At 69.4% G+C, this 20,919-nt stretch carries 16 protein-coding genes and 9 pseudogenes; 14 read left to right on the plus strand and 11 right to left on the minus strand.

Annotated features, from left to right (window positions below):
- The first annotated feature begins 38 nt into the window (after nt 1-38).
- A complete protein-coding gene (locus SLV14N_RS00175; RefSeq protein ID WP_317633686.1) occupies nt 39-263 on the plus strand; it encodes a hypothetical protein in 225 nt (74 codons plus the stop codon).
- 217 nt (nt 264-480) lie between these two features.
- Here the strand turns inward: SLV14N_RS00175 and SLV14N_RS00180 are convergent.
- Nucleotides 481-902, minus strand: a pseudogene (locus tag SLV14N_RS00180) (DNA methyltransferase); the annotation flags it as partial.
- On the opposite strand from SLV14N_RS00180, the pseudogene SLV14N_RS00185 reads away from it, so the two are divergent.
- Nucleotides 901-1,077, plus strand: a pseudogene (locus SLV14N_RS00185) (ATP-binding protein); the annotation flags it as partial. The pseudogenes SLV14N_RS00180 and SLV14N_RS00185 sit on opposite strands and share 2 nt — an antisense overlap.
- A gap of 269 nt (nt 1,078-1,346) precedes the next feature.
- Nucleotides 1,347-1,553 (plus strand): annotated as a pseudogene (locus SLV14N_RS38725) (hypothetical protein); the annotation flags it as partial.
- A gap of 24 nt (nt 1,554-1,577) precedes the next feature.
- Here SLV14N_RS38725 and SLV14N_RS00195 read toward each other — a convergent pair.
- Both SLV14N_RS00195 and SLV14N_RS00200 read right to left on the minus strand, forming a co-directional pair.
- A pseudogene (locus SLV14N_RS00195) lies at nt 1,578-1,670 on the minus strand (IS5/IS1182 family transposase); the annotation flags it as partial.
- 230 nt (nt 1,671-1,900) lie between these two features.
- Nucleotides 1,901-2,203 (minus strand): hypothetical protein, encoded by a 303-nt coding sequence (locus SLV14N_RS00200; protein WP_263267401.1) that lies wholly within the window; start codon nt 2,201-2,203, stop codon nt 1,901-1,903.
- 169 nt (nt 2,204-2,372) lie between these two features.
- On the opposite strand from SLV14N_RS00200, the gene SLV14N_RS00205 reads away from it, so the two are divergent.
- The gene (locus SLV14N_RS00205; protein WP_263267402.1) at nt 2,373-4,367 is read left to right on the plus strand and encodes an aconitate hydratase; all 1,995 of its coding nucleotides are present in this window, start codon (nt 2,373-2,375) and stop codon (nt 4,365-4,367) included.
- Nucleotides 4,368-4,874: 507 nt separating this feature from the next.
- Here the strand turns inward: SLV14N_RS00205 and SLV14N_RS00210 are convergent.
- Complete coding sequence (locus SLV14N_RS00210) at nt 4,875-5,141, minus strand: Lrp/AsnC ligand binding domain-containing protein (RefSeq protein WP_317633687.1); 267 nt, start codon at nt 5,139-5,141, stop codon at nt 4,875-4,877.
- 362 nt (nt 5,142-5,503) lie between these two features.
- A complete protein-coding gene (locus SLV14N_RS00215) occupies nt 5,504-5,896 on the minus strand; it encodes a CBS domain-containing protein (RefSeq protein ID WP_208688330.1) in 393 nt (130 codons plus the stop codon).
- 671 nt (nt 5,897-6,567) lie between these two features.
- On the opposite strand from SLV14N_RS00215, the gene SLV14N_RS00220 reads away from it, so the two are divergent.
- Nucleotides 6,568-10,896 carry a cation-translocating P-type ATPase gene (locus SLV14N_RS00220; RefSeq protein ID WP_263267405.1) on the plus strand — a complete coding sequence of 1,443 codons (4,329 nt, stop codon included), beginning with the start codon at nt 6,568-6,570 and terminating at the stop codon, nt 10,894-10,896.
- A 36-nt stretch (nt 10,897-10,932) separates the two neighbouring features.
- A pseudogene (locus SLV14N_RS00225) lies at nt 10,933-11,010 on the plus strand (IS5/IS1182 family transposase); the annotation flags it as partial.
- A gap of 467 nt (nt 11,011-11,477) precedes the next feature.
- Here the strand turns inward: SLV14N_RS00225 and SLV14N_RS00230 are convergent.
- The 3 genes and pseudogenes from SLV14N_RS00230 to SLV14N_RS00240 all read right to left on the minus strand — a co-directional run.
- Nucleotides 11,478-11,593: pseudogene (locus tag SLV14N_RS00230) on the minus strand (IS5/IS1182 family transposase); the annotation flags it as partial.
- 3 nt (nt 11,594-11,596) lie between these two features.
- On the minus strand, nt 11,597-12,274 hold the full coding sequence (locus SLV14N_RS00235; RefSeq protein WP_208687583.1) for a response regulator transcription factor: 678 nt from the start codon (nt 12,272-12,274) through the stop codon (nt 11,597-11,599).
- Complete coding sequence (locus SLV14N_RS00240) at nt 12,275-13,456, minus strand: sensor histidine kinase (RefSeq protein ID WP_208687582.1); 1,182 nt, start codon at nt 13,454-13,456, stop codon at nt 12,275-12,277.
- Between the two features lie 190 nt (nt 13,457-13,646).
- Here SLV14N_RS00240 and SLV14N_RS00245 point away from each other — a divergent pair, with 190 nt between their 5' ends.
- From SLV14N_RS00245 to SLV14N_RS00265, 5 genes and pseudogenes are all read left to right on the plus strand, one after another.
- Nucleotides 13,647-13,922, plus strand: coding sequence for a hypothetical protein (locus tag SLV14N_RS00245; protein WP_263267408.1), 276 nt, complete (start codon nt 13,647-13,649; stop codon nt 13,920-13,922).
- 253 nt (nt 13,923-14,175) lie between these two features.
- Nucleotides 14,176-15,630 carry an alpha/beta hydrolase gene (locus SLV14N_RS00250; protein ID WP_263267409.1) on the plus strand — a complete coding sequence of 485 codons (1,455 nt, stop codon included), beginning with the start codon at nt 14,176-14,178 and terminating at the stop codon, nt 15,628-15,630.
- Nucleotides 15,631-15,643: 13 nt separating this feature from the next.
- Nucleotides 15,644-16,296 (plus strand): annotated as a pseudogene (locus SLV14N_RS00255) (hypothetical protein).
- A gap of 108 nt (nt 16,297-16,404) precedes the next feature.
- Nucleotides 16,405-16,548 (plus strand): annotated as a pseudogene (locus SLV14N_RS00260) (IS5/IS1182 family transposase); the annotation flags it as partial.
- On the plus strand, nt 16,538-16,951 hold the full coding sequence (locus SLV14N_RS00265; RefSeq protein WP_263267411.1) for a DUF488 domain-containing protein: 414 nt from the start codon (nt 16,538-16,540) through the stop codon (nt 16,949-16,951). The pseudogene SLV14N_RS00260 and the gene SLV14N_RS00265, both read left to right, overlap by 11 nt.
- Here SLV14N_RS00265 and SLV14N_RS00270 read toward each other — a convergent pair.
- A complete protein-coding gene (locus SLV14N_RS00270) occupies nt 16,893-17,024 on the minus strand; it encodes a hypothetical protein (RefSeq protein WP_259670705.1) in 132 nt (43 codons plus the stop codon). The two genes, SLV14N_RS00265 and SLV14N_RS00270, sit on opposite strands and share 59 nt — an antisense overlap.
- 306 nt (nt 17,025-17,330) lie before the next feature.
- Here SLV14N_RS00270 and SLV14N_RS00275 point away from each other — a divergent pair, with 306 nt between their 5' ends.
- The 3 genes from SLV14N_RS00275 (at nt 17,331) to SLV14N_RS00285 (ending at nt 19,246) form a co-directional block, all read left to right on the plus strand.
- Nucleotides 17,331-17,861 carry a hypothetical protein gene (locus SLV14N_RS00275; protein ID WP_263272987.1) on the plus strand — a complete coding sequence of 177 codons (531 nt, stop codon included), beginning with the start codon at nt 17,331-17,333 and terminating at the stop codon, nt 17,859-17,861.
- 369 nt (nt 17,862-18,230) lie between these two features.
- The gene (locus SLV14N_RS00280; protein WP_263267412.1) at nt 18,231-18,800 is read left to right on the plus strand and encodes a hemerythrin domain-containing protein; all 570 of its coding nucleotides are present in this window, start codon (nt 18,231-18,233) and stop codon (nt 18,798-18,800) included.
- A gap of 29 nt (nt 18,801-18,829) precedes the next feature.
- Entirely contained in the window at nt 18,830-19,246 is a 417-nt protein-coding gene (locus SLV14N_RS00285; protein ID WP_208687576.1) for a CBS domain-containing protein, read from the plus strand.
- Between the two features lie 106 nt (nt 19,247-19,352).
- On the opposite strand, the gene SLV14N_RS00290 is transcribed toward SLV14N_RS00285, so the two are convergent.
- Together SLV14N_RS00290 and SLV14N_RS00295 are read right to left on the minus strand one after the other, a co-directional pair.
- Complete coding sequence (locus SLV14N_RS00290) at nt 19,353-20,036, minus strand: UdgX family uracil-DNA binding protein (RefSeq protein ID WP_263272988.1); 684 nt, start codon at nt 20,034-20,036, stop codon at nt 19,353-19,355.
- Nucleotides 20,037-20,355: 319 nt separating this feature from the next.
- A pseudogene (locus SLV14N_RS00295) lies at nt 20,356-20,700 on the minus strand (Fpg/Nei family DNA glycosylase); the annotation flags it as partial.
- Nucleotides 20,701-20,919: the final 219 nt, after the last annotated feature.

The following is a 20,919-nucleotide window of genomic DNA, read 5'->3' on the forward strand; positions in this document are numbered from 1 at the left end:
CGCGACGCATCAGGCTCGGTCGTCTCTGTCGTAGCTCCATGACCACCAGCATGAGTTCGGGAGCCTGGTCAAGGAGACTCGGCAGCGAGGCAGCCGAGGCGGTCGGGGCGGTCGGGGCGGTCGAAGCAGCCGAGGCGGTCGACTGGAGCAATCCGCGACTCGTCTGTATCGCCGGTGACTTCACCCACCATGACATGGTGGCGATCGAGAGGATCGGCCGTCGTATCGACTTGGTGAGCTACCGGGCCTCGACGACGTGCTAACGCTGCAGCTCGTCGCCTCCGTCGCCGGTACCACGCCACCGACCCGAGCAAAGGGCCCTGTTCCGTCGCGAACGGGGGTATGGCCTCACCGAAGTCGGTGCAGCAGTACCTCGAAGCGAGTTGACCCAGAGAGTCAAGGACGGTTGCGTCATCGGATTTTCGACGACAGAAGCGACCTTTCCCATGTTTTGATCCGGTCTTCCTGGTCGTGTCACTCTCATTCTTCGGGCCCCGCGAGTGCGACGTTGCCCTGGGTCAGCACGCTGCGGAGGCGCTGTTCTGCGAGGCCGGCGTGGTGCTCGGAGAGTTCGATGCCGACGAAGTCACGGTCCTCTTTCAGGGCAGCAACGCCGGTGGAGCGGGAGCCGGTGAACGGGTCGGGAACGGTGCCGCCGGAGGGCAGACCTGGACGAGCTGCTGCATGACTTCGACGGGCTTCTGGATGATGTGGACGGGGTCCTTGCGGGGCTGGGAGGCGATGTAGTGGCCAGGCAGGTAGCGGTCCCTGGTGTTGTCGAGGGAGCCCTTGACGCCCCAGAGGATGAACTCGGAGTCCTGCTTCGGCCCGCCCTTGCGGGGCCGTGAGGCCGGCTTGATCCAGGGGAGTGTGCCCGACCAGGCCCACCCGGCCAGCTGCATCCTGGTGCTGGTCACATTGGCGGTCTTCGCCGGGGCCGGGGCCGACGGCGGCTGGGAAGCAGCCAAGCGCTGGCGGCGCGGCTGGATCGAGGCCACGGCCACGCTCGTTGTCAGCAAGCTCTTGATGACGATCGTCTTCCTGCTGGGTGTCTCGGCCATGGGCGGGTCGGATGCGCACGGCGGGCGCGGCGAGCATCCGGATGGACCCGCCCGCGCCACGGCCCAGCGGGCCGCCACCGGCAAGCAGTCCCCTCCGCAGGGCAACACCACCCCGTAGCGGTGGACCTGCCCCAGCCGCTGGGCGGATCGGGCTCGTAGCCCTCAACGGGGCGGGCGCCTGGCCGCGCTCGCCCGCCCGCCCCGTCTCTCCCTCCTTCATTCCTCACCACGTTCCAAGGACGGCTCTGCCATGCACTCCGACACGCTTCTCTGCCTGACGGCCCGGTCCTGCTGGGCCTCTCGGTCGCCCAGCTCGTCGTCGTCACCCTCACCGGCCTGGCCCTGCTCGCGGTGCTGATGCACGCCGGCGTCACCGATGCGCTGAAGCTCATCCCGCTGTGGGCGGTCATCCTGGCGGCGGTCGTCCTCCGCCACCGCGGACGGCCCCTCGCCGACTGGGCACCCATCGCCCTGCGCTACGCGCTGCGGCGATTTGGTCCGTATGGGGCAGGAGTATCCCGTGAGGGTGAGGTTGTGACGTCGAGCGATGCCGAGCATCGCAGTGTGAATGCCGTCGCCCTTCAGGCGGCAGTCCCGGAGGATCTTCCAGCGCCAGGTCCACGCTCCCCTGCTCGCATCACGCTAGGTACTCTGCCAGCCCCCGGGCGTAGGCATCGACCGTCCTCGGCGCCCGCTCCAGGTCCTGCCCGCCTGCAGCCAGGCCGCTGCCTGCTCATGCCGACCGAGTACCGGCCGTTTCTCCCTCAGCTCGACCATCCGGTACCGCTGATCCCTTCAGCCCATGGTCCCTGTACGAGGCCACCAGCCTCGCAAGTGATTCAGCCTCGCAAGTGATTCCACATAACTTCTGGGTCCTCTTGCTGGAGGTCCCAGCCGAGGTCGAGCAGCGGGACGAGGAAGGGGTCGCCGGTCCCGGTGGTGGCGGCGAGGTAGCGTAGGGAGAGGTAGCCGTCTACGGGCGCGCTGGAACGCGAGCCTCCAGGTCCGTCGGCCTGGAGAACGGCCCAGTCGGCGTCCGAGTTGCCCGTCACCTCGCCGCCCGGCAGCCGCTCGTAGAAGACGGGGAGTGCCCGTGGCTCGGGAAAGTCCAGGACGACGGTGCGGATCTTCGCGATGGCCATGTTGCCTCCCTGGGACGACCGGGCGAGGCGCTCGTCGTGTGCCGGTAGCCGCGCCGGCGCATGAGAGCGGGGATGGGCTGGTGTGCCGTTCCGGACCGCGGATCGGGGGTGTCGCAAGCCGTCCCCCGGGCACCCGGGCTTGGAGTCAGCCAATGCGGAGGGACGACCCATGGGAACCAAGAATCCGGGGCGCGCCACCGGAACCGTGACGCAGCAGCTGATCGAGGCACACCTGCTGTCCGGCCGGATGGAGCCGGGTGAGGAGATCGCGCTGCGCGTGGACCAGACGCTCACCCAGGACGCCACCGGGACGCTGGTGATGCAGGAGCTGGAGGCGCTGGGCCTCGACAGGGTGCGCACCGAGGTCAGCGTCCAGTACGTGGACCACAACATTCTGCAGACCGACGAACGCAATGCCGAGGACCATACCTTCCTCCGGTCGGCGGCCCGCCGCTACGGGGTCTGGTACTCGAAACCGGGCAACGGTGTCTCGCACCCGACGCATATGCAGCACTTCGGCATTCCCGGAAAGACGCTGGCAGGCTCCGACTCGCACACCTGCGCCGGTGGATCGCTGGGCATGCTGGCCCTGGGCACCGGCGGCCTGGAGGTGGCCCTCGCCATGGCCGGGCGGCCCCTACACATCACCATGCCGCACATCTGGGGCATCCGGCTGGTCGGTGAACTGCCGCCGTGGGTCAGCGCCAAGGACGTGATCCTGGAGTTGCTGCGCCGCCATGACGTACGGAGCGGCGTCCATCGCGTCCTGGAGTACCACGGGCCGGGCCTGGCCTCGCTGACGGCCATGGACCGCCATGTCATCGCCAACATGGGCGCCGAACTGGGCGCCACCACCACGGTCTTCCCGTCGGACGACGCGGTGCACCGCTTCCTGCACTCCGTCGGACGCGGCGACGACTTCACCGAACTCCTCCCCCGCCCGGGAGCGGTCTACGACCTGACGGACGAGATCGACCTCTCCGCCCTCCGGCCGCTGATCGCCCGCCCCACCTCGCCGGGCAATGTCGTCCGCGTCAGTGAGGTGGCCGGTGAGCCGGTCGGGCAGGCGGTGATCGGTTCGTCGGCCAACCCGGGGCTACGGGACTTCGCCATGTCGGCGGCAATGGTCAAGGGCCGGCAGACCGCGGCCGGTGTGAGCCTCGACATCAACCCCGCATCCCGCGAGATCCTTCAGGACATGACCCGGTCCGGTGCCACCTTCGACCTGATCGCGGCAGGCGCCCGGGTGCACCAATCGGGCTGCCTGGGATGCATCGGCATGGGGCAGGCCCCGGCCGCCGGGCGCAATTCGCTGCGGACGTTCCCCCGTAACTTTCCCGGCCGTTCCGGCACCGAGGACGACGCGGTGTGGCTGTGCTCTCCGGAGACCGCGGCGGCCTCCGCGCTCACCGGCGTCATCACCGACCCACGGGACTGGGCTGCCCAGTACGAGGTCGAGCCGCCCGACCTGCGCCTGCCGGACCGTCCGGCCGTCAACGACGCGATGCTGGAGGCTCCGCTGCCGCCAGAGGAGGCCGCGCGGGTCGGCCTGGAGCGCGGCCCCAACATTTCCGTACTGCCGGACTTCGACGCCCTGCCGGACACCGTCGAGGGCCCGGTGCTGCTCAAGGCCGGTGACAACGTCTCCACCGACGAGATCTCCCCGGCCGGTGCGAGGGCGCTGCCCTACCGGTCCAACATCCCCAAGCTGTCCGACTTCACCTTCACGCGCATCGACGCCACCTACCCGCAGCGGGCTGCCGATGTGGGCAGCGGCGGTCACTTCGTCGTCGCCGGCGAGAACTACGGCCAGGGATCCTCACGTGAGCATGCCGCGATCACCCCGCGCCATCTCGGCCTGCGGGCAGTGATTGCCAAGTCCTACGCCCGCATCCACTGGCAGAACCTCGCCAACTTCGGTGCCCTGGCACTGGAGTTCGACGACCCGGACGACCACGACCGGATCCGGGGTGACGACCGTCTGCGGCTGTCCGGACTGCACGCCGCCCTCGCGCCAGACGCGGACGCGGGTACGGCACTGCACCTCACCAACACCACCAGGGGCGAGGAGTACGCCGTCCACCACAGCCTCTCGCAGCGACAGCGCACCGCAGTGCTGGCTGGTGGCATCATCCCCGCCCTGACACGCGACGCGCTGGGATAGGGGTCACTTACGCCGCGCGGCAGGCTGAAGGTACTCGCCGAATTCGACCTGCTGTCCTTGTCGGCGAGTGGGACGCCGAGCGGGTGAGTTTCCGGATCTCGGCATCGGGCACCTGCACAGTGAATGGCACCGGTGCACCGAGGGCAGCACCGACCGCCTTGCGAAGATCGACCCCTGGAGGAAACATGCAGGTCGCCATGCACGGGAATGCTGTTGCAACGCCTCCGCTCGAGCCTGCGCCACCGCCGGTGCCCACCCCGGGGAGGCCGCCCCTGCAGCCGGACCCGGATGCCCCCGAGCCCCCGCCCGGACCCCTCGATCCCGTACACCCCGACCCGAAACCACCACCGGCTCCCGAGCCGGACACAGAACCGGAACCACAGCCCGAGCCGACCTAGGCGGGTTTGAAATGAGGTCACAGGGACTGTCGTATCAAGGCGAGCCGCGCGCCTTGTAGCGGACGGTGAGCTTGCCGTAACGCGTCGCGATGCCGAGGGTCTGCTTACGTCACGCTTGAGTCGGTGGCCCGGCGAGGCGAGCGCCGGACTGTAGCGTGCCTGCTTGCTTCACGTGCCGTAGGACAGGTGAGACTTCCATGCTCTGAAGGCCGGGCAGGGCCCCGATACGGTTCGATGTGAATTCGAATAGTTCGTCGAGGTTTCGGCAGTGGACGACGGCATGGATGTTGTAAGGGCCGGAGATGGCGGTAGCTAAGGCGATCTCGGGTTCTCGTGCCAGCGAGCGTCCGGCGCTCTTCACCTCTGACGGATGCACTGTGGAGTCCGCCGCCGTGGCGAGGTCGAGCGTCTCTCGGAACGCCGAGGTCAGACAGTGCCCTGGTGAACCCCGTCGAGAGCCCCTTGCGGACGGCCTGACGACCAGCAGGCGCCGTAAGCCGCCTCATCACTCGAAACGCCCCATCACCCGCGTCTGACCTGGCCGTGAGACCTTCAGGTGGTACGAGGCGACCGTCCAGCTCACCTTGATACGACAGTCCCTGTGGCCTCATTTCACATCCGGGCGGCGAGAGCGGCCGGACAGCGCCCTCCAGGCGAAACCGCGGCGGCCCCCGCATCGGCCATGGCCAGCAACTGTGGAGGCCCGAACCCATCGTTGCCCTGCGCGAGGTCTCTGACTCAGGTGGAGATGGCTTCGAGCAGGTCGCCGACCTTGGGGTCGGGCAGTGCGCGTGCGACGTCGGCCTGCGCGACGATGCCGACGAGCGTGTGGCCGTCGATGACCGGCAGGCGGCGTACCTTGTGCCGGCTCATGGTCCGCAGGATGCTTTCGGCTTCTTCGTCGGCACCGATGGTCACCGCTTTGCCCTGGGCGAGGTCGCCGGCCTTCACCTGGGCGGGGTCCTTGCCGGCGCCGAGGACTTTCACGACGATGTCGCGGTCGGTGAGCATGCCCTTGAGCTTTTTGTTGGTGCCGCAGATGGGCAGGGCTCCGACGCCGAGTTCGGTCATCTTCTGCGTCGCGTCCAGGGCTGTCTCGTTGGCTCCGATGCAGGTGGCGTCCGGGGTCATGATGTCGCGTGCGGTCGTCTTGGTGGACTTCTCCTCGTCGGTCCTGGCGGTTGGGGTGCTGGACTGTGTGCCTGCGGTGGAGGCTGGTGGGGCGGCGAGAACGCCCTCGCCGCGGCGCAGGACGGCGTATCCGACCCCTATGCCGATGGCGACGGGCCATTCCAGTACTTCTGCGGCACCGAGGACGCCGAGGCCCAGGTAGATCGGGAGGCCCTTCTTGGCGGGCAGGATCTGGCGGACGACGGCGACGGGCAGCATGGCGGCGTCCAGGGCGCCGTTTGCTATCTGGCGGGGCGAGGGCATGGTCAGGGTGATCGTGCGCCTGCCTGCCGATGATGGGGCGGCCTTGGGAGGGGGCCCGGGCGAGCCCTCGCCTGGGGTCTCGGTTTCGATGCTGGACGGGGACTGCGTTCGGGGTGTGGAGGGCATGGATATCGCCTCGTTTGTTCGATCAGGAACGTGTTGGCCCCTTATCGGTAGGTCTACCCTGCCTCGCCCCTTTCAAGAGCTTCGGTGAGACTGCCTCTGATGGTTCATTCGCACCGACCCGCTGCTGCGAGGAGGCACGCTTCATGCCGCATGCCTCGGCGCTCGGAGTGCCGCCGTTTTTGCGTTCGATCGTTTCCACCGTTGTTTCTCAGACGGCATCCGGTAGCCGGGCCGTCTGGGGGATGGCGGAAAGCCTGCTGCAGGGGCCTGAACGTGAGGTGTGGTGGTCGTCCGGGCGCTGTTACATCGCGGTCTTCGGTGCCCACGGCGCGGGAGGCGAGGCCGTCGCCCGTCGTGTGGAGCGGGCCGTGGAGAAACATCCGGGAGTGCTGTGGGCGCGGGTGAACGCGCCCATGGAACGGGTCATCATCGCGGTTGGTTCGCCTGCTCCCGGCGCGAGTGAGCTGGTCGCACTGGTGGAGCAGGCCGAAGGCGACCATGCCGCGGATGCGGAAACGTTCGACGAGTGGCAGCCGGAGCCGCACCACCCGGCGGAGGGTCCGCCTTTCCCGGCGGTGCCGGCTCTGGTGGCGGACACTCTGGGGCTGGCTCTGGTGACCTTCCGGCGGCTCGCTCCGTGGTTCGGCCTGCCGCCGGAGATCGCCGGTGGCATCGATGCCGTTCGCTACCATCCGCGACTTCGTCACCTGATCGAGGACATCAGCCCGAGTGAGCAGGCTGACTCGCTGCTCCCGGTGATCGGCGCGCTGGTGCAGGGCGTGGCCACAGGCGGTGGCGGGCTTGCCCTGGACGTGCTGCAGCGCCTGGCGGTGTGGCGGGAGGCGAGCGTCGAACGTACCGCGTGGCGTGAGCGCGAGGCCGGGCTCGTCCGTGGACCGGAAGAAGCCTCAGCCGACGCGGTCACGGCCGGTCGGGCCGGTCCTCCGCCGCAGGACGGCGCCGACCGGTATGCGGAGCGGTCCATGGCGGCGGGCGTCGCCGCCGGGATGGCCGCCCTGCCGTTCGCCGGCTTTCGCAAGGCGATCGCGGTCGGTGTGGCCTCGGTGCCGAAGGCACCCGGCGCAGGACGGGAGGGCTTCGCCACGGCTCTGGGGCGGTATCTGGCACTGCGCGGCGTGGTGACGATGGACCGTACTGCGCTGCGGCGCTTGGGGCAGGTGGACACGATCCTCCTGGAGGAAGAAGCTCTTCGGGGGGACCGGTACGAGCCAGTGGACCTGGAGCTGCTGGAGGGCGCTGATCCGGAGCAGGTCTCCGAGCGGCTGTTCTCGCTCTTCGACTCCGATACGCCGCTGGCCGTCAGCCGCGCGGGCGGTTGGGTACTGGGGCCGCTGGACGAGCTGGATTTGAAGGGCCGCACCGGTCGCAAAGCGGCGAAACGTCTGCGGCGGCGCGGCAGCGAGAAGACCCTCGGGCTGGCCCAGGGCCGGCGGCTCCAGGCGGTGGCGGGACTGGGCACCCAGACAGCCCCCGGAGCCGAGGCCGTCGCTGCGGCCGCACGACGGGCCGGCGCACGGGTCGTGGTGGCGTCCGACCGGGAGAAACCCGGCTTCACCTTCGCCGATGCCGTGGTGCCCGCGGGCGACCGCCTGGCGGCCTCGGTCCGTGGCCTCCAGGCCGACGGTGCGGTCGTTCTGCTGATCTCCGCCGATCGCCGCGCGCTGGGCGCGGCCGACTGCGCGATCGGCGTGCACCGCGAGGAGCAGCACACCCCCTGGGGCGCCCACGTCCTGGTAGGAGCAGATCTTGAGGCAGCGGGCCTGATCGTCGACGCAGTGGGGGTAGCTGCGGTGGTGGACCGCGACAGCCATTACCTGGCTGCGGGCGGCAGCGGGGTTGGCGCTGTCGCGGCCCTGCAGGGACCGTCCGGGCGAGCGACCGCGCGGGTGCTTGCGGTGAGCAACACCGCTGGGGGCGTGGCATTCTGCATCGGCACCTGGCGCGCCCGGCAGCTGCTGAGCCGCCCCCTCACACCGCCGGTGGCCCAGGTCCCCTGGCACCTCATGCCCGTCGACCGCGTCATGGAGCGGCTGCGCACCCGCCCCGAGGGGCTTTCCTCGCAGGAGGCGACCACCCGTGGCGCCGAGGCGCACGCAGGGGAGCCGACAAAGCTGACTCTGCCGTACGCCTTCATTGAAGAGCTCTCCAATCCGCTGACCCCGATCCTCGCCGCCGGCGCCGCTCTCGCCGCGGCTGTGGGGTCCCGGACCGACGCCGCACTGGTCGCTGCCATCACCGGTGTCTCTGCACTTGTCGGCGGCTTCCAGCGGGTGAGGACCGATCGCGCGCTTGCTGAGCTCTTCGCCCAGTCGGCAATCGGCGCCTGTGTGCGGCGCGAGGGGCGGGAGCGTCTGGTGACCTCGGGCGATCTGGTCCCCGGCGATGTCGTCTCTCTGGGGCCCGAGGATGTCGTGCCCGCGGACTGCCGCCTGATGGAGGCGGAAGGCCTGGAGGTCGACGAATCCTCCCTCACCGGGGAATCCCTGGCCGTGAGCAAAGACCCCGCGCCGGTGGTCGCCGCACACCTCACCGGACGCCGATCGATGCTCTATGAGGGCACCACGGTCTCCGCCGGACGGGCCGTGGCCGTCGTCGTGGCCACCGGCTCGGCCACGGAAGCCGGACGCAGCCTCGCCACCGCCCGCCAAGCCGCACCGGAAACAGGTGTGGAGGCCCGGCTCTCCTCGCTCACCCGCGCCAGCATGCCCATCGCCCTGGGGTCCGCCGTCGCAGTCGCCCTCTCCGGGCTCCTCCACGGCCGCCCCCTGACCGACAATCTGGCCTCCGCCGTCAACCTGGCCGTCGCCTCCGTGCCCGAAGGCCTGCCCTTCCTCGTCAATGCTGCCCAGCTCGCCGCCGCGCGCCGCCTGGCCGACCGCGGCGCCCTCGTACGCAATCCCCGCACCATCGAGGCACTCGGCCGCGCCGACGTCCTCTGCTTCGACAAGACCGGCACACTCACCGAAGGCACCCTGGAGCTCTCCGGCGTCAGCGATGGCGAGAGCGCCGCTGCCCTCGACCGGCTCGACGCCCCCCGCAAGAAGATCCTCGCCGCCGCTCTGCGCGCCACGCCGCCCGCCCGCCAGTCCGAACCGATGGCCCACCGGACCGACCGGGCGATCGTCGACGGCGCCCGCGGAACGAAGATCACCACCCGCACCGGCGCGTCCCGTTGGCGGCGTACGGACGCCCTTCCCTTCGAGCCGGCCAGGGCGTACCACGCCACCATCGGCCACATCGGCGGCGATGTTCTGCTCAGCGTCAAGGGAGCGCCGGAAAACGTCGTCAGCCGGTGTACCCGGCGTCGGCAGCCGGACGGTGCAGTGGCTCTCGACGACTCAGCCAGGCGAGCCCTTGCCGAAGCGGCCGAGGAGCTCGCGGCAGCGGGGCGAAGGGTCCTGGCCGTGGCCGAACGCCGCATGAAGGCCGGTGAGGATCTCACCGACAAAGGCGTACAGGACCTGGTCTTCCTCGGCTTCCTCACACTGGGCGACCCGGTACGCGACAGCGCAGCGCCCGCGACGGCACGCCTGCGCGAGGCCGGCGTGCACACCGTCATGCTCACCGGTGACCACCCGGCCACCGCGGACGCCATCGCCTCCACCATCAGCGAGGACTTCGCGGAGCCCAAGGTGTGCACCGGGCCGGAGATTGACGAACTTGACGACGACGCCTTGGACCAACTGCTGCCCACCGTCGACGTCATCGCTCGCTGCAGCCCCGGTCACAAGGTCAGGATCGTGCAGGCCTACCAGCGCATCGGCCGAGTCGTGGCCATGACCGGCGACGGAGCCAACGACGCTCCCGCCATCCGACTCGCCGATGTCGGCATCGCACTCGGGCGCCGCGGTACTCCGGCCGCGACCGCGGCCGCGGATCTGGTCGTTACCGACGACCGGCTGGAGACCATCGTCTCCGCCCTCATGGAAGGCCGCGCCATGTGGACCACCGTCCGCGCGGCACTCGCCATCCTCATCGGCGGGAACCTCGGCGAGGTCACCTTCAGCGTCCTCGCCTCCGCACTCACCGGCACCACCCCGCTGAACGCACGTCAGATCATGCTCGTGAACCTCCTCACCGACCTCGCCCCCTCCCTCGCCATCGCGGTACGCGAGCCGTCCAGCCAGACCGGCGAGCGCCTCCTCGCTGAGGGACCGCACCGTTCACTGGGCACCGCCCTCACCCGGGAGATGCTGCTGCGAGGCGTCATCACCGCCCTCGGCGCCGGCCTGGCCTGGACCGCGGCCCGCCTCACGGGCCGCGGCCGGCGCGCCTCCACCGTCGCCCTCGCCGCCGTCGTCGGCACCCAACTCGCCCAGACCCTCACCACCGGGGGCACCGACCGCAACGTTTTGGTGGCCGGACTCGGCTCCGCGGCCGTCCTCGTCGCCATCATCCAGATCCCCGGTGTCAGCCAGTTCTTCGGCTGCACCCCACTCGGGCCCATCGCATGGGGCATCACCCTGGGAGCGATCACCACCGCCGCCCTCCTCGGCCACTTCCTCGCCCCCCTGATCACCTCACGCCTCACACCGGCCGTCGAGAAGTGATGGGCAGAAACAGGCGGAGCAGCGACGCACACGGTGCGTTCAAAGAACCAGAAGATCCTCCGCGACTGCAGCCTCAAAGGCGACGGTGTCCACCAAGCCGTGCTCGGCATTGCGCCCTTGCGGATCAGCGGTCTCGGCTTCGTGGCCCTCCTCGTCCCGGCACCGGTGCGGCAGAGCACGCCGGACAGCCAAACCTCAAGGGCCGTGAAGTCTGGCGGGTTGTCGTCGATCCCCCTCCCGCAGCCGGGATTCGGATCAGCTCCCGGGCCAGCTCGACCACGGATTCCGGCTGCTCTGCGGCGTGAGCCACCAGGTCTTCCTGCGGTCGCCGACAGCGGCGAGACCCCACGTGCACCAGCCCGCCTTGGCTCTGGTGACCGAGCGGGAGCGATTGCTTGCTCCAGGTCGGTGGCGCGGAGGAATTCAGGCTGCGGATGCTTGGTCACCGGGTCGCGCGGGGTCGGAGCTTCGTCAGGCATCCTTTTCGGCCTTCCCGTGCGTGGCTTCCTCTCGGCACGGCCGTGCACCCACACTCGAATACCCTGCCGCACCGTACGTAGTCAGCGAGCGCGGAGCTCACGTCATTTGGTGAATCGCCGGGAGCAGATGAGGGGCAGGCGATGCCGGTGAGGGCCAGGAAGTGTTCAGGTTTGCGTTCATAGCGGCGGTGTAGGCGTCGGCAGCCTCTGCGCCAGGCTGGTCATTCCTCTGCGTCGCGGACCAGGAGTGCGATCTGCACCCGGTTCTCGACCGCCAGCTTGGCGAACAGGTTGCCTGTGTGTGCCTTGACGGTCGCGATGCTGATGTGCAGCCTCTGGGCGATCTCCGGGTTGCCCAGTCCGTCCGCGATGGCGCGAGCGGTTTCGAGTTCCCGTTCGGTCAGTGTGGACAGCTGTTTCCGTGCGGCTTCGCGGGTTGAGTTGCGAGCGTGAGAGGACTGCGGGCCGGTGGCTGCGGCGATCACGCGTGCCGTGGCCGCTGGAGACAGCACGGGGTTACCGTCGGCGACGGTCCGCACTGCGTCGAGAATCTGCGGCGGTTGGGTGTCTTTGAGGACGAACCCGAGTGCTCCGGCGCGCAGTGCGCCGAGCACCAGATCGTCGGAGTCGAATGTGGTCAACATGAGCACCCGGGGCGGCGCCGGTCGGGTGAGAAGCTCCCGGGTCGCGCTGAGGCCGTCAAGGCCGGGCATCCGCACGTCCATCAGCACGACGTCCGGCTGCTGCTCGTCCACCACGGTGATCGCGGCGTTCCCGTCGGCGGCCTCCGCGACGACGGTCAGGTCCGGTTCGCCGTCGATGACGAGCCGCAGCGCCATTCGTACCAGCTGTTCGTCGTCGACGATGACGACACGCACCGGCTCCCGCTCGTTGTCCACTCATGTTCTCTTTTCGTGGGTGGGGTCCGGCCAGGGTAGTTGGGCGGTGAGGAGGTATCCGTCGTCGGGTGTGGGGTGATGACTGAGTTTTCCGCCGGCGAGGTCAACTCGTTCGGTGAGACCGAGTAGGCCGAAGCCCGATGCAGGTGGTTGTGCGGTTTTTGTGGTGGCCGGGGAATTGTGGACGCTGACGTCGAGTTGGTCGCCGGCTGTTCCGTCGAGGGTGATGTGTATGCGTGCGCCTGGGGCGTGTTTGGCGGCGTTGGTCAGTCCTTCTTGGACGACCCGGTAGCAGGTTCGTCCGACGACGTCGGACGGTGTCCCCGTCACGGTGGTGGTGAGCGTGACGTCCAGTCCGGATGTGCGGGCGTCGGCCACCAGGTCGGGGATTCCCTCGAGGGAGGGTTGTGGTGGTTCCGGGTGGCCCGGGTCGGCCCGGAGCACACCGAGGACATCCCGTAGTTCTTCCAGGGCTTGGCGGGAGCCCTCGGCGATACCGCGGACCAGCACGCGGTTCTCCTCGGCTCTGAGGTCGCTGCGGTGATCCAGCACTCCGGCTTGCATGGCGACCAGGGAGATCCGATGCGCGAGCACGTCATGCATCTCGCGGGCGATCCGGTTGCGTTCCAGGGCCCGTGCCTGCGCCGCTCGTGCGGTCTGTTCCCTTTCCGAGCTCTCCGCCCGGTCTCGCAAGGACCGCACTTCGGCACGCCGCGCGCCGACGGCCACGCCCAGGGCCACCGCGATGCCCGCGGTCAGTGCCGGCAACGCGAGCTGCAACCAGAACGAGCCGGGCGGGCTCTGGACCGGATAGAACCCGACAGCGAACTGTGACGCGGTCACGTAGGCCAGCACGACGACCCCGATCTCCACCGGACGACGACGGGTGGAGATCGAACTCAGCGCCACGAGCGCGGCGCCGGTGGCGAGTGCCGACGCGGTTGAGGCGATCGTGACCGTCATGGCTACGGCGAGCGGGAACCGCCGCCGCCACAGAAGCGCCGTCAGACAGCCGAGAGCCACCATCGGATCACCGGTGTGGAACCAGGAGCCCGTTTCCGCCGCCTGCCACTGCAGCAGCACACCGGTAGAGAGCCAGGTCGGTATGCCCACTGCCGCGGCTGCCGCCAGCCGCCAGGTCTGCTGCCACCACCCGAACCGTGGTGCGACGTCCATGTTCACCTGGCCATCATCGCGAACCCATGCGGCAGGTGAGTCAGACCCAGGGCTGATGCGCCCTGGACCAGAGTCGAATGACCGCCTCGCCTGTGGTCGAAGACGTTTCGAGCCGCCGGGCTGATGTGCCGGTCTGCGCCGCACGGACAGACTCGTTCACGTGCCGAGACAACCGGATACGAGACGGAGAAACGCGATGCGCAAGGGTGGCTTTGCAGCCCTTGAGGCGGTCGGGATGGCGATCACGGCCCTGGCTGCCCCAGCGGTGATCCGCGGTCTGCTCGACCAGGACTCCGAGTTGCTGTGGGGCATCTCCAACTGGGTCCCCGGTGGCCTTGCCGGCCGGATGGCCCTCCTCGGATTCATCGCGCTCGTCGCAATGGTGTCCGGTGGCTGGGCACACACCCGCCGGGAACCGGACACCGAGCGGGCCAGTGATTCCGGAGGAATCCGCAGCCGAGAAACGGCCTGAGGAATCCGCAGCCGGGAAACGGCCTGACGCGATCCGGGACGACGGTCTCGCTCCTACGGCACCACCGAAAGAAGGCCGAGAGAAAGTCACGAGCAAGAGCGGATGGCCTCTGATACACGGTCCGGGACTGGTCCTCATGGTGGGACGCGGCCGGACCGTGGTGGATGGCCAGTTCAACCACGGCACGCAACCAGCGGCGGGCTTTACGAGCCGCGTTCCGGCGCCTCCGTGCGCCCCTTCAGGAGGACATCAGATGCGCAGAACCCTGTCCCTTGCCCTCGCAGCCACCGCGGCGGCTGCGGCGACCGCGATGCCGGGAATGTCGGTGGCGGCGACGCCGGACACCCTGCGGTGGGGCCCATGCCCGGAGGACGTCGCCTCGCCCCGTCTTGAGTGCTCGACACTCGAAGTCCCGCTGGACTACCGGGATCCGGGCGGCCGGCAGATCGAGATCGCGATCTCCCGGCTGGCGAGCGAGAAGCCGTCACAGCGCCGCGGCGTGCTGCTGACAAATCCGGGCGGCCCCGGCGGTGCGGGGCTCGACTACCCGGCCGTTCTCGCCGGCTCAAGGCTGCCGCAGAAGGTGCTGAACTCCTACGACGTGATCGGCTTCGACCCGCGTGGCGTCGGCCGCAGCGCGCCGGTGACCTGCGATCTGACGCCGGAGCAGCAGGCACGCGGCAACTTCCCGCCGTACGCGCACACCGCCGCCGATGTCGCGCGGGAGGCGGGGAACGCGCGGACCATCGCCGAGCAGTGCGCCACCTCGCGGACAGCGTGGATGCTGCCGCACACCACCACCGCGAACACCGCGCGCGACATGGACCGGATCCGGGCGGCGCTGGGCGAGCCGAAGCTCTCGTACCTCGGTCATTCCTACGGCACCTACCTCGGTGCGGTGTACACGACGATGTTCCCGGGGCGCAGCGACCGGGTCGTGCTCGACAGCAACCTGGGCCCCGGCGGTTACGACGTCACGGCCATGCGGTTGTTCGCCCGTGGGCTGGAGGACCGGTTCCCGGACTTCGCGGCGTTCGCGGCCGCGCACCCCGAGTACGGACTGGGCACCACACCGAAGCAGGTGACCGCGAAGTTCTTCGATCTCGCGGAGCGGTTGGAGGCGAAGCCGGTCCAGGGCATCGACGGAGATGCGTTCCGCGGGTACACGTTCGACCGTCTCTACGCTGATGCGCTCATGGCGCAGCTGGCCGAGTTCTGGCAGGCGCTCGACACGGACGGGCCGATCCCGCCCATTCCGCCGTTGCCGAACATGGAGAACCTCATGTCCGCGCGTTTCTATGCAATATGCGGTGATACGCGCTGGCCGGGTACCGTCCGGGAGTATCAGCGGAATGTCGTGGTCGACCGGCTGAGGTACCCCATGCTGGGCGGATCCACGGCCGGCATCGGGCCGTGCGCGTTCTGGCCGACCGAGCGGGTCGAGCCGTCGGTGCGCATCGGTGACCGGGGCCCGTCGAACGTGCTGATGGTGCAGAACGAGCGCGACCCGGGGACACCGCTGGCCGGCGCCCAGGAGCTGCGGCGCGCGTTCGGGAAGCGGGCCACGATGGTGACGGCCGACCAGGGCGGGCACGGTGTCTACCCGTTCGGCCGCAACACGTGCGCGAACAGCACGGTGACGGCGTTCCTGACCACCGGGCAGCGCCCGTCGCAGGACCTCGCCTGCGCGGCGGAGCCGAGCAAGTAGCGGGAGGGGGGACATGATCAAGAAGTGGCGTCGTCGTCGGGCTGCGCAGCGGATCAAACCCGGGACGGGCGACCACTGAAGCCGTTCCGCTGGTGGCAGATGACTTTCCGTGCACTGTTCTATCTTCGGCTGACGAACGACGATGGCCGGCAGACGGTCTACGCCGTCGACGTCAGGCATTGGCAGAATCAGTCGTCCGGCGAGGTCAAAGCCCATCTGTACCTCGATGGCAGGCAACACGCCCAGTCCAAACTCCCTGCCGCCTTCCCCGTCCCAGGCGGCACCGTCGAAGTAAGGATGAGCGCCTTCGGGCTCAAGCGCTGCCACTACGTCACCGCCAAGGGGGCCGAGCACCAACTCGTCCCGGACCGCGACTCCGCCGAAGGGCGCCGCGCGCACTTCGACCGCGCGCACCCCGCGTTGAGCCGCTGGATCGGTTTCCTCTCGTCGATCGTGCTCGTCATCGCCCTGGCACTCCTCATCTCACAGCTCATCGAAACGGTCACCCAGGTGGAGCCCGTCGCCCAGCGCATCGGGACTTTCACCTCGCCCATTGATCTGCCGGTATGGCTCAACATCACGATCGGGGCCGGTGCTGCGGCGGCCAGCATGGAGCGGGCGCTGCGGCTGCGCTACAGCTGGCTGCTCGACGGCGGGGCGGGCTGAGTCACTGGTGCGAATGTCGGCTCGTTGGAGTTGGACGGCACGTGTGGGCGTGCTACTACGCGATGGAGCCGGTTCCGGCGGCGCGAGGCCGGAAGAACGGCGGCCCTCGGCCGGCTCATGCACCACCGCCGACTGGCCCGCGACCACGAAACCCACCCCCACCGATCAGCAGCGATGATCCAACTGGCCGCCATCAACCTCATGACCCGCCGCCTCACCCAAGAGACCACCCCCAACTGGCATGACAGCTGAGCCAAATGAAACGGATATCGGAGAATCAAACGCTCGCTTGGAGCTGATCACCTTCGGCCAAAGCACCGCGGACCAGCAGCAGTTGATTGAGTTGCTGCAAGGGGCAGACGTGAGGTCGGTGGTCGGCGTATGGATCGAGTCCGGCAGCCGTCGCAACCCCGACCTGCTCCGCAGCAACCTCGCCCACTGGATGCCGCAGGTCGGCATCCACTACCGCTGGGAAAGAGACCTGGGCGGCTTCCGTAAACCACCGGTGCCCTCCCGCCGCGGTGCCCGGCGCGCCGCTTCTGGACGTGGCCGGCCGGGCGATCATGCGTCCGGCTGTTCGTCGAGTCGCCGCCCGCTCAGGATTTCTCACGGCCGGTGGCGAAGTCCCGGGCCCGGTCCACCAGTTCGTCGATGATGTTGCCGCCGTGCGTCATGTGCGCCTTGATCGGTGGTTCGGAAGCCCGCGCAGCGGTGCGGCGGGCGTTCACAGGTCTTCCCGTGCACAGCGATCAGTGACGGGGAAAGGAGACCCTTGTCCTGGTTGGTGCCGCACTCTTTTCCGTGCTGCGGCATGTCGGGGCGCGCCGCGTGACGGGAGACGAGCCTGGTCAGGGGACGAGGGCATGGGGGCGGACAGGCATCTCGCAGCATTCTGCGTGAGCTGCGTCATTTCGCCCGATAGTCCGTGCGTCTAGGCTTCCGGGCACCCGAGGGCACGGGCCTGACTCCCAGCTCCGTGCCGATCCGCGACCCGCCGTTACCCTGTGGCACGCCAGAGAAGGGACGCAGTGCCGTTGTCCGCCGATATCTCGCCGGTCATAGCCTCCACCGCGCAGTGGCTGCTGCGCTCCTACCCCGTCACCGGCGGCGCCCTCGATGTTGCCCTTGCCGAGGCCCAGGCCCGCCAGGCAGCCACGGCCGCCGCGTGGCTGCGCTACCCCACGGCGGCAGACGCCGCCGTAGTCGCTCTCGTCGGCCCTGGCGGTTCGACCCGACTGGACTGGATCACCGGGGCCGACACGTCCGGCCCCGAGGCACCCGGGGAGCCATGGCGCACCTGGGTCGACGAGGTCGTGGCGAGCTGGGCCGCGTGTCTGCTCACCGTGCCCGAGCTCGCCGACGAGGCGGTGGCCGCCGTCACGAGGGGTGAACATGCCGCCGGGGTGAGCCTCGACTTCCGCCGGCTGACCCGGCCCGACGACGGCGATCGCCGGGCGGCGGCGCTACTGCGTCATCCGGACCTCCTCGGCCCTGTCGCCGACCTGCACCGCGCCGCGCTCGTACGACATCTGGAAGGCGACCAGCTCGACGCAGACCGCGTCTAGTACTGCAAGGTTCCAGGTGACGCGGTCCGAGTTCCACGGGCTGCAGCCTCGTCGTCTTCGAGGGGCGGCGCGGGGCCCTTCGTCCAGTGAGTGCCCGCTGACCCGGTGCCACCGTGGCCGGCGATTCGGCAGAAGGGGCCCCGGCGAGGCAGGCGTGCGACGCTGGAGAGAGGGCCCCGCCCTGCGGAGCCGTAGCTGCCGCGGACCTCATACCGCCCCTGGCGCTGTGTGGAGATCGGATGACGGGCCGAAGCCGGATTTCCGCGAGCCCGGATCCGCGTCGGGACGAGCCGGTTGCCGAGCGTGAAGCCGTTGCGCCGGCCCGCCCGGGAACCGCTGCCGCAGCGCCACCGGAAAGGCAGGCAGATCATGGAGCACGAGGCCGACCTCATCGAGGAGCTGATCGCCGACCACCGGGAGATGGACGCGCTCTTCGAGCAGTTCGATGAGCGGCCGCCCGGATGCATCGAGCGCAAGCTGCTGCTGGAGGCTCTGACCATCGAGCTGGTCCGCCACGCGGTCGCCGAAGAGATGCATCTCTACCCCGCCGTGCGCGAACACCTGGAGAACGGGGAACGCCGGGCGGACTACGAGATCGCCGAACACAGCAGCATGGAAGAACGCCTCAAAGACCTAGAAGGGCGCGACTCCGAAGACCGTGACCTCGACCGGCTCGTACGAGACCTGCGCACCGAGGCCACGGCGCACATGAAGGACGAAGAGCGCCATCTCTTCCCCCAGCTGCGCGACGGCGCCCCTCCCTTCGTCCTGGCAAGGCTTGGGCAGAAGGTCCGCGAGGCGAAGGACGCCACTCTCCCCCGCGCTCACCCCCAGGCGCCCAGCGTCCCGCCTCCGGACAAGCTCCTGGCCCCCGGGCCGGGGCTGGTCGACCGCGTGCGCGACCAGGGCACGAACAGCGGCCACCCCGTCACCAGCTGATCGAGGCCATGCCCAGGAAGGCGGGAGAGATGCTTGCGGCACGCGACATCATGACCTCCGGAACCGAATTCGTCGGGACAGAGGACAGTGTCCTCGACGCTGCCCGCAAGATGACCGAGCTCGGCGTCGGGGCCCTCCCGATATGCGGCACGGACAACACCCTCCAAGGTGTTCTGACGGACCGCGACATCGTGATCAAGGTTCTGGGCCAGGGCCGGGACCCACAGCAGACTTGCGCCAGTGACCTCGCGCAGGGGGAAGCCGTCACCATCGGCGCCGACGACAGTGCGGACGAAATCCTCGCGACCATGGCTCGCTACAAGGTCCGCCGACTGCCCGTCGTCGACGGCAACCGCCTCGTTGGCATGGTCGCCCTTGCCGATGTCGCCCGCGCGCTGCCCGTCCCCCAGGTCGGGGGCCTCCTCGCCGCTCTCTCCGCCGACTGACCCGTGCCACCGCCGCCCGCCGTAGGGTCCGACGGGCGCCCGGCGCCCGCGTCCGGCCGCTCCGCGGTGGCGGCGCTCCGGCGGCGCAGGACGGTCCGCTCCCGACTCAGTCCAGCGCGCCGGCAGCCACCCGGAGATCTGCCACGAATCCCCCGTACGCCGCTTCACGCTCATCGGACCGAAGGATCGCCGAAGGATGAACAGTGGCGACAACCAGCCCCGGTTCCTTACCGGCTCCCCCAGCCGTGCGTTGCCCCTCCTGAGGCAGCGGAAGGAGAGCACCGCGGTCCTTCGTGACCCGAAACGACGGGCCGAGCAACGCCTTGGCGGCAGTCGCTCCGAGGGCCACGACGACCTCAGGGTGCACGAGACGCAACTCGGCACTCAGCCAAGGACGGCAGGCCCGCATCTCCCGCAGACTCGGCGGCTTGTGAATCCGGCGTTTCCCTCGCTCCGCCACCTCGAACTTGAAATGCTTGACCGCGTTGGTGAAATACGCATGCTCCTGGGCGATGCCCACCTCGCCCAGCGCGGTCCGCAGCAGGCGCCCGGCGGGACCCACGAACGGCTCACCCGCCCGGTCCTCCTGATCTCCCGGCTGCTCGCCGACGAACATGATCCGCGCAGAGGACTCGCCCGCCCCGAAGACCGTCCCGGATGCGCCCTCGAAGAGCGGACAGCCCTGACAGCGCGCCGCAGCACGCCGATGCGCCGGGAGGCCACCACGGCGCGGCAGAAAGGGAGTGGCGTCGTAATCGTCCCCTACTTCCGGTGCTGCGCCTGTGACCATCGATCTCACCTCCTGCCCACACCAGTGCACTACCTCGATGCGCTCGGCGCCAGCGGAAGAGCGGAGGCTCCGGCCGAGGCGTGCGCACCCCTCTCGCGGGCCGACACGGTCCGAGGGTCCCCTGCACACGGACGAGCAGAGCCGGCATGGTCAGCCGTATTTGCCGCCGGGAACCCGTCTCGCATGGCACCTGACCACAGCCGTGCACCGGTACTGGAAGCGCTGGCCGACCAGCACGCCTCGAAACAGCCTCGTTGGGCCCAGCTGCGGCATCGATCACCACGGGCCGTACGCCCGTCCCGGCTCACAGGAAAGCCGTTCAGGGCTGGCAGCGTGGACCCCAGACGGTGCGGCGTCCGGCGATGCGACTGGAGCACAGCGGCCGGCCGCAGCGGGGGCACAGCGGCTCGCTGTCGTCCCTTCGTCCTGTGAGCCAGGAACGCCGCTGCGGCACGCACCCGGCACGCACGGAGCTGCGGAGCACCCGGCCCATCGCCGCGTGGAGGCGCCGGCGCTCCGTCCCGCTGAGGTCCCGCGCCGGAGTCCGGGGAGCGACGCAGGCCCTCCAGAGGATCTCGTCACACAGAGGATTTCCGAGGCCCGCGATCACGGACTGGTCCATCAGCGCGCTCTTGACGGCACCACGCCGTCCGGGCAGCAGGTCAGCCTCACTGTGGCGCGCGACGAACGGCAGCGCACGCGCACTCGCGGCCCCGTGTGGCAGCCGCTGAGCGGGCCGGTGCCACTCGAAGCCGCGATTGCCGGCTCAGTTTCTGTGCGTCAAAGGGCCGCACGGAGACTGGTCCACCGGAGTCGTGCGCGAGCGCCGCTGCGGTGCGGCTGCCCCCATCCAGTTGTGGAGCGGTGTTTGCTCTCCGTATCC

It is taken from the genome of Streptomyces sp. Je 1-4 4N24, assembly GCF_026239515.1.
Classification (GTDB): domain Bacteria; phylum Actinomycetota; class Actinomycetes; order Streptomycetales; family Streptomycetaceae; genus Streptomyces; species Streptomyces nigrescens.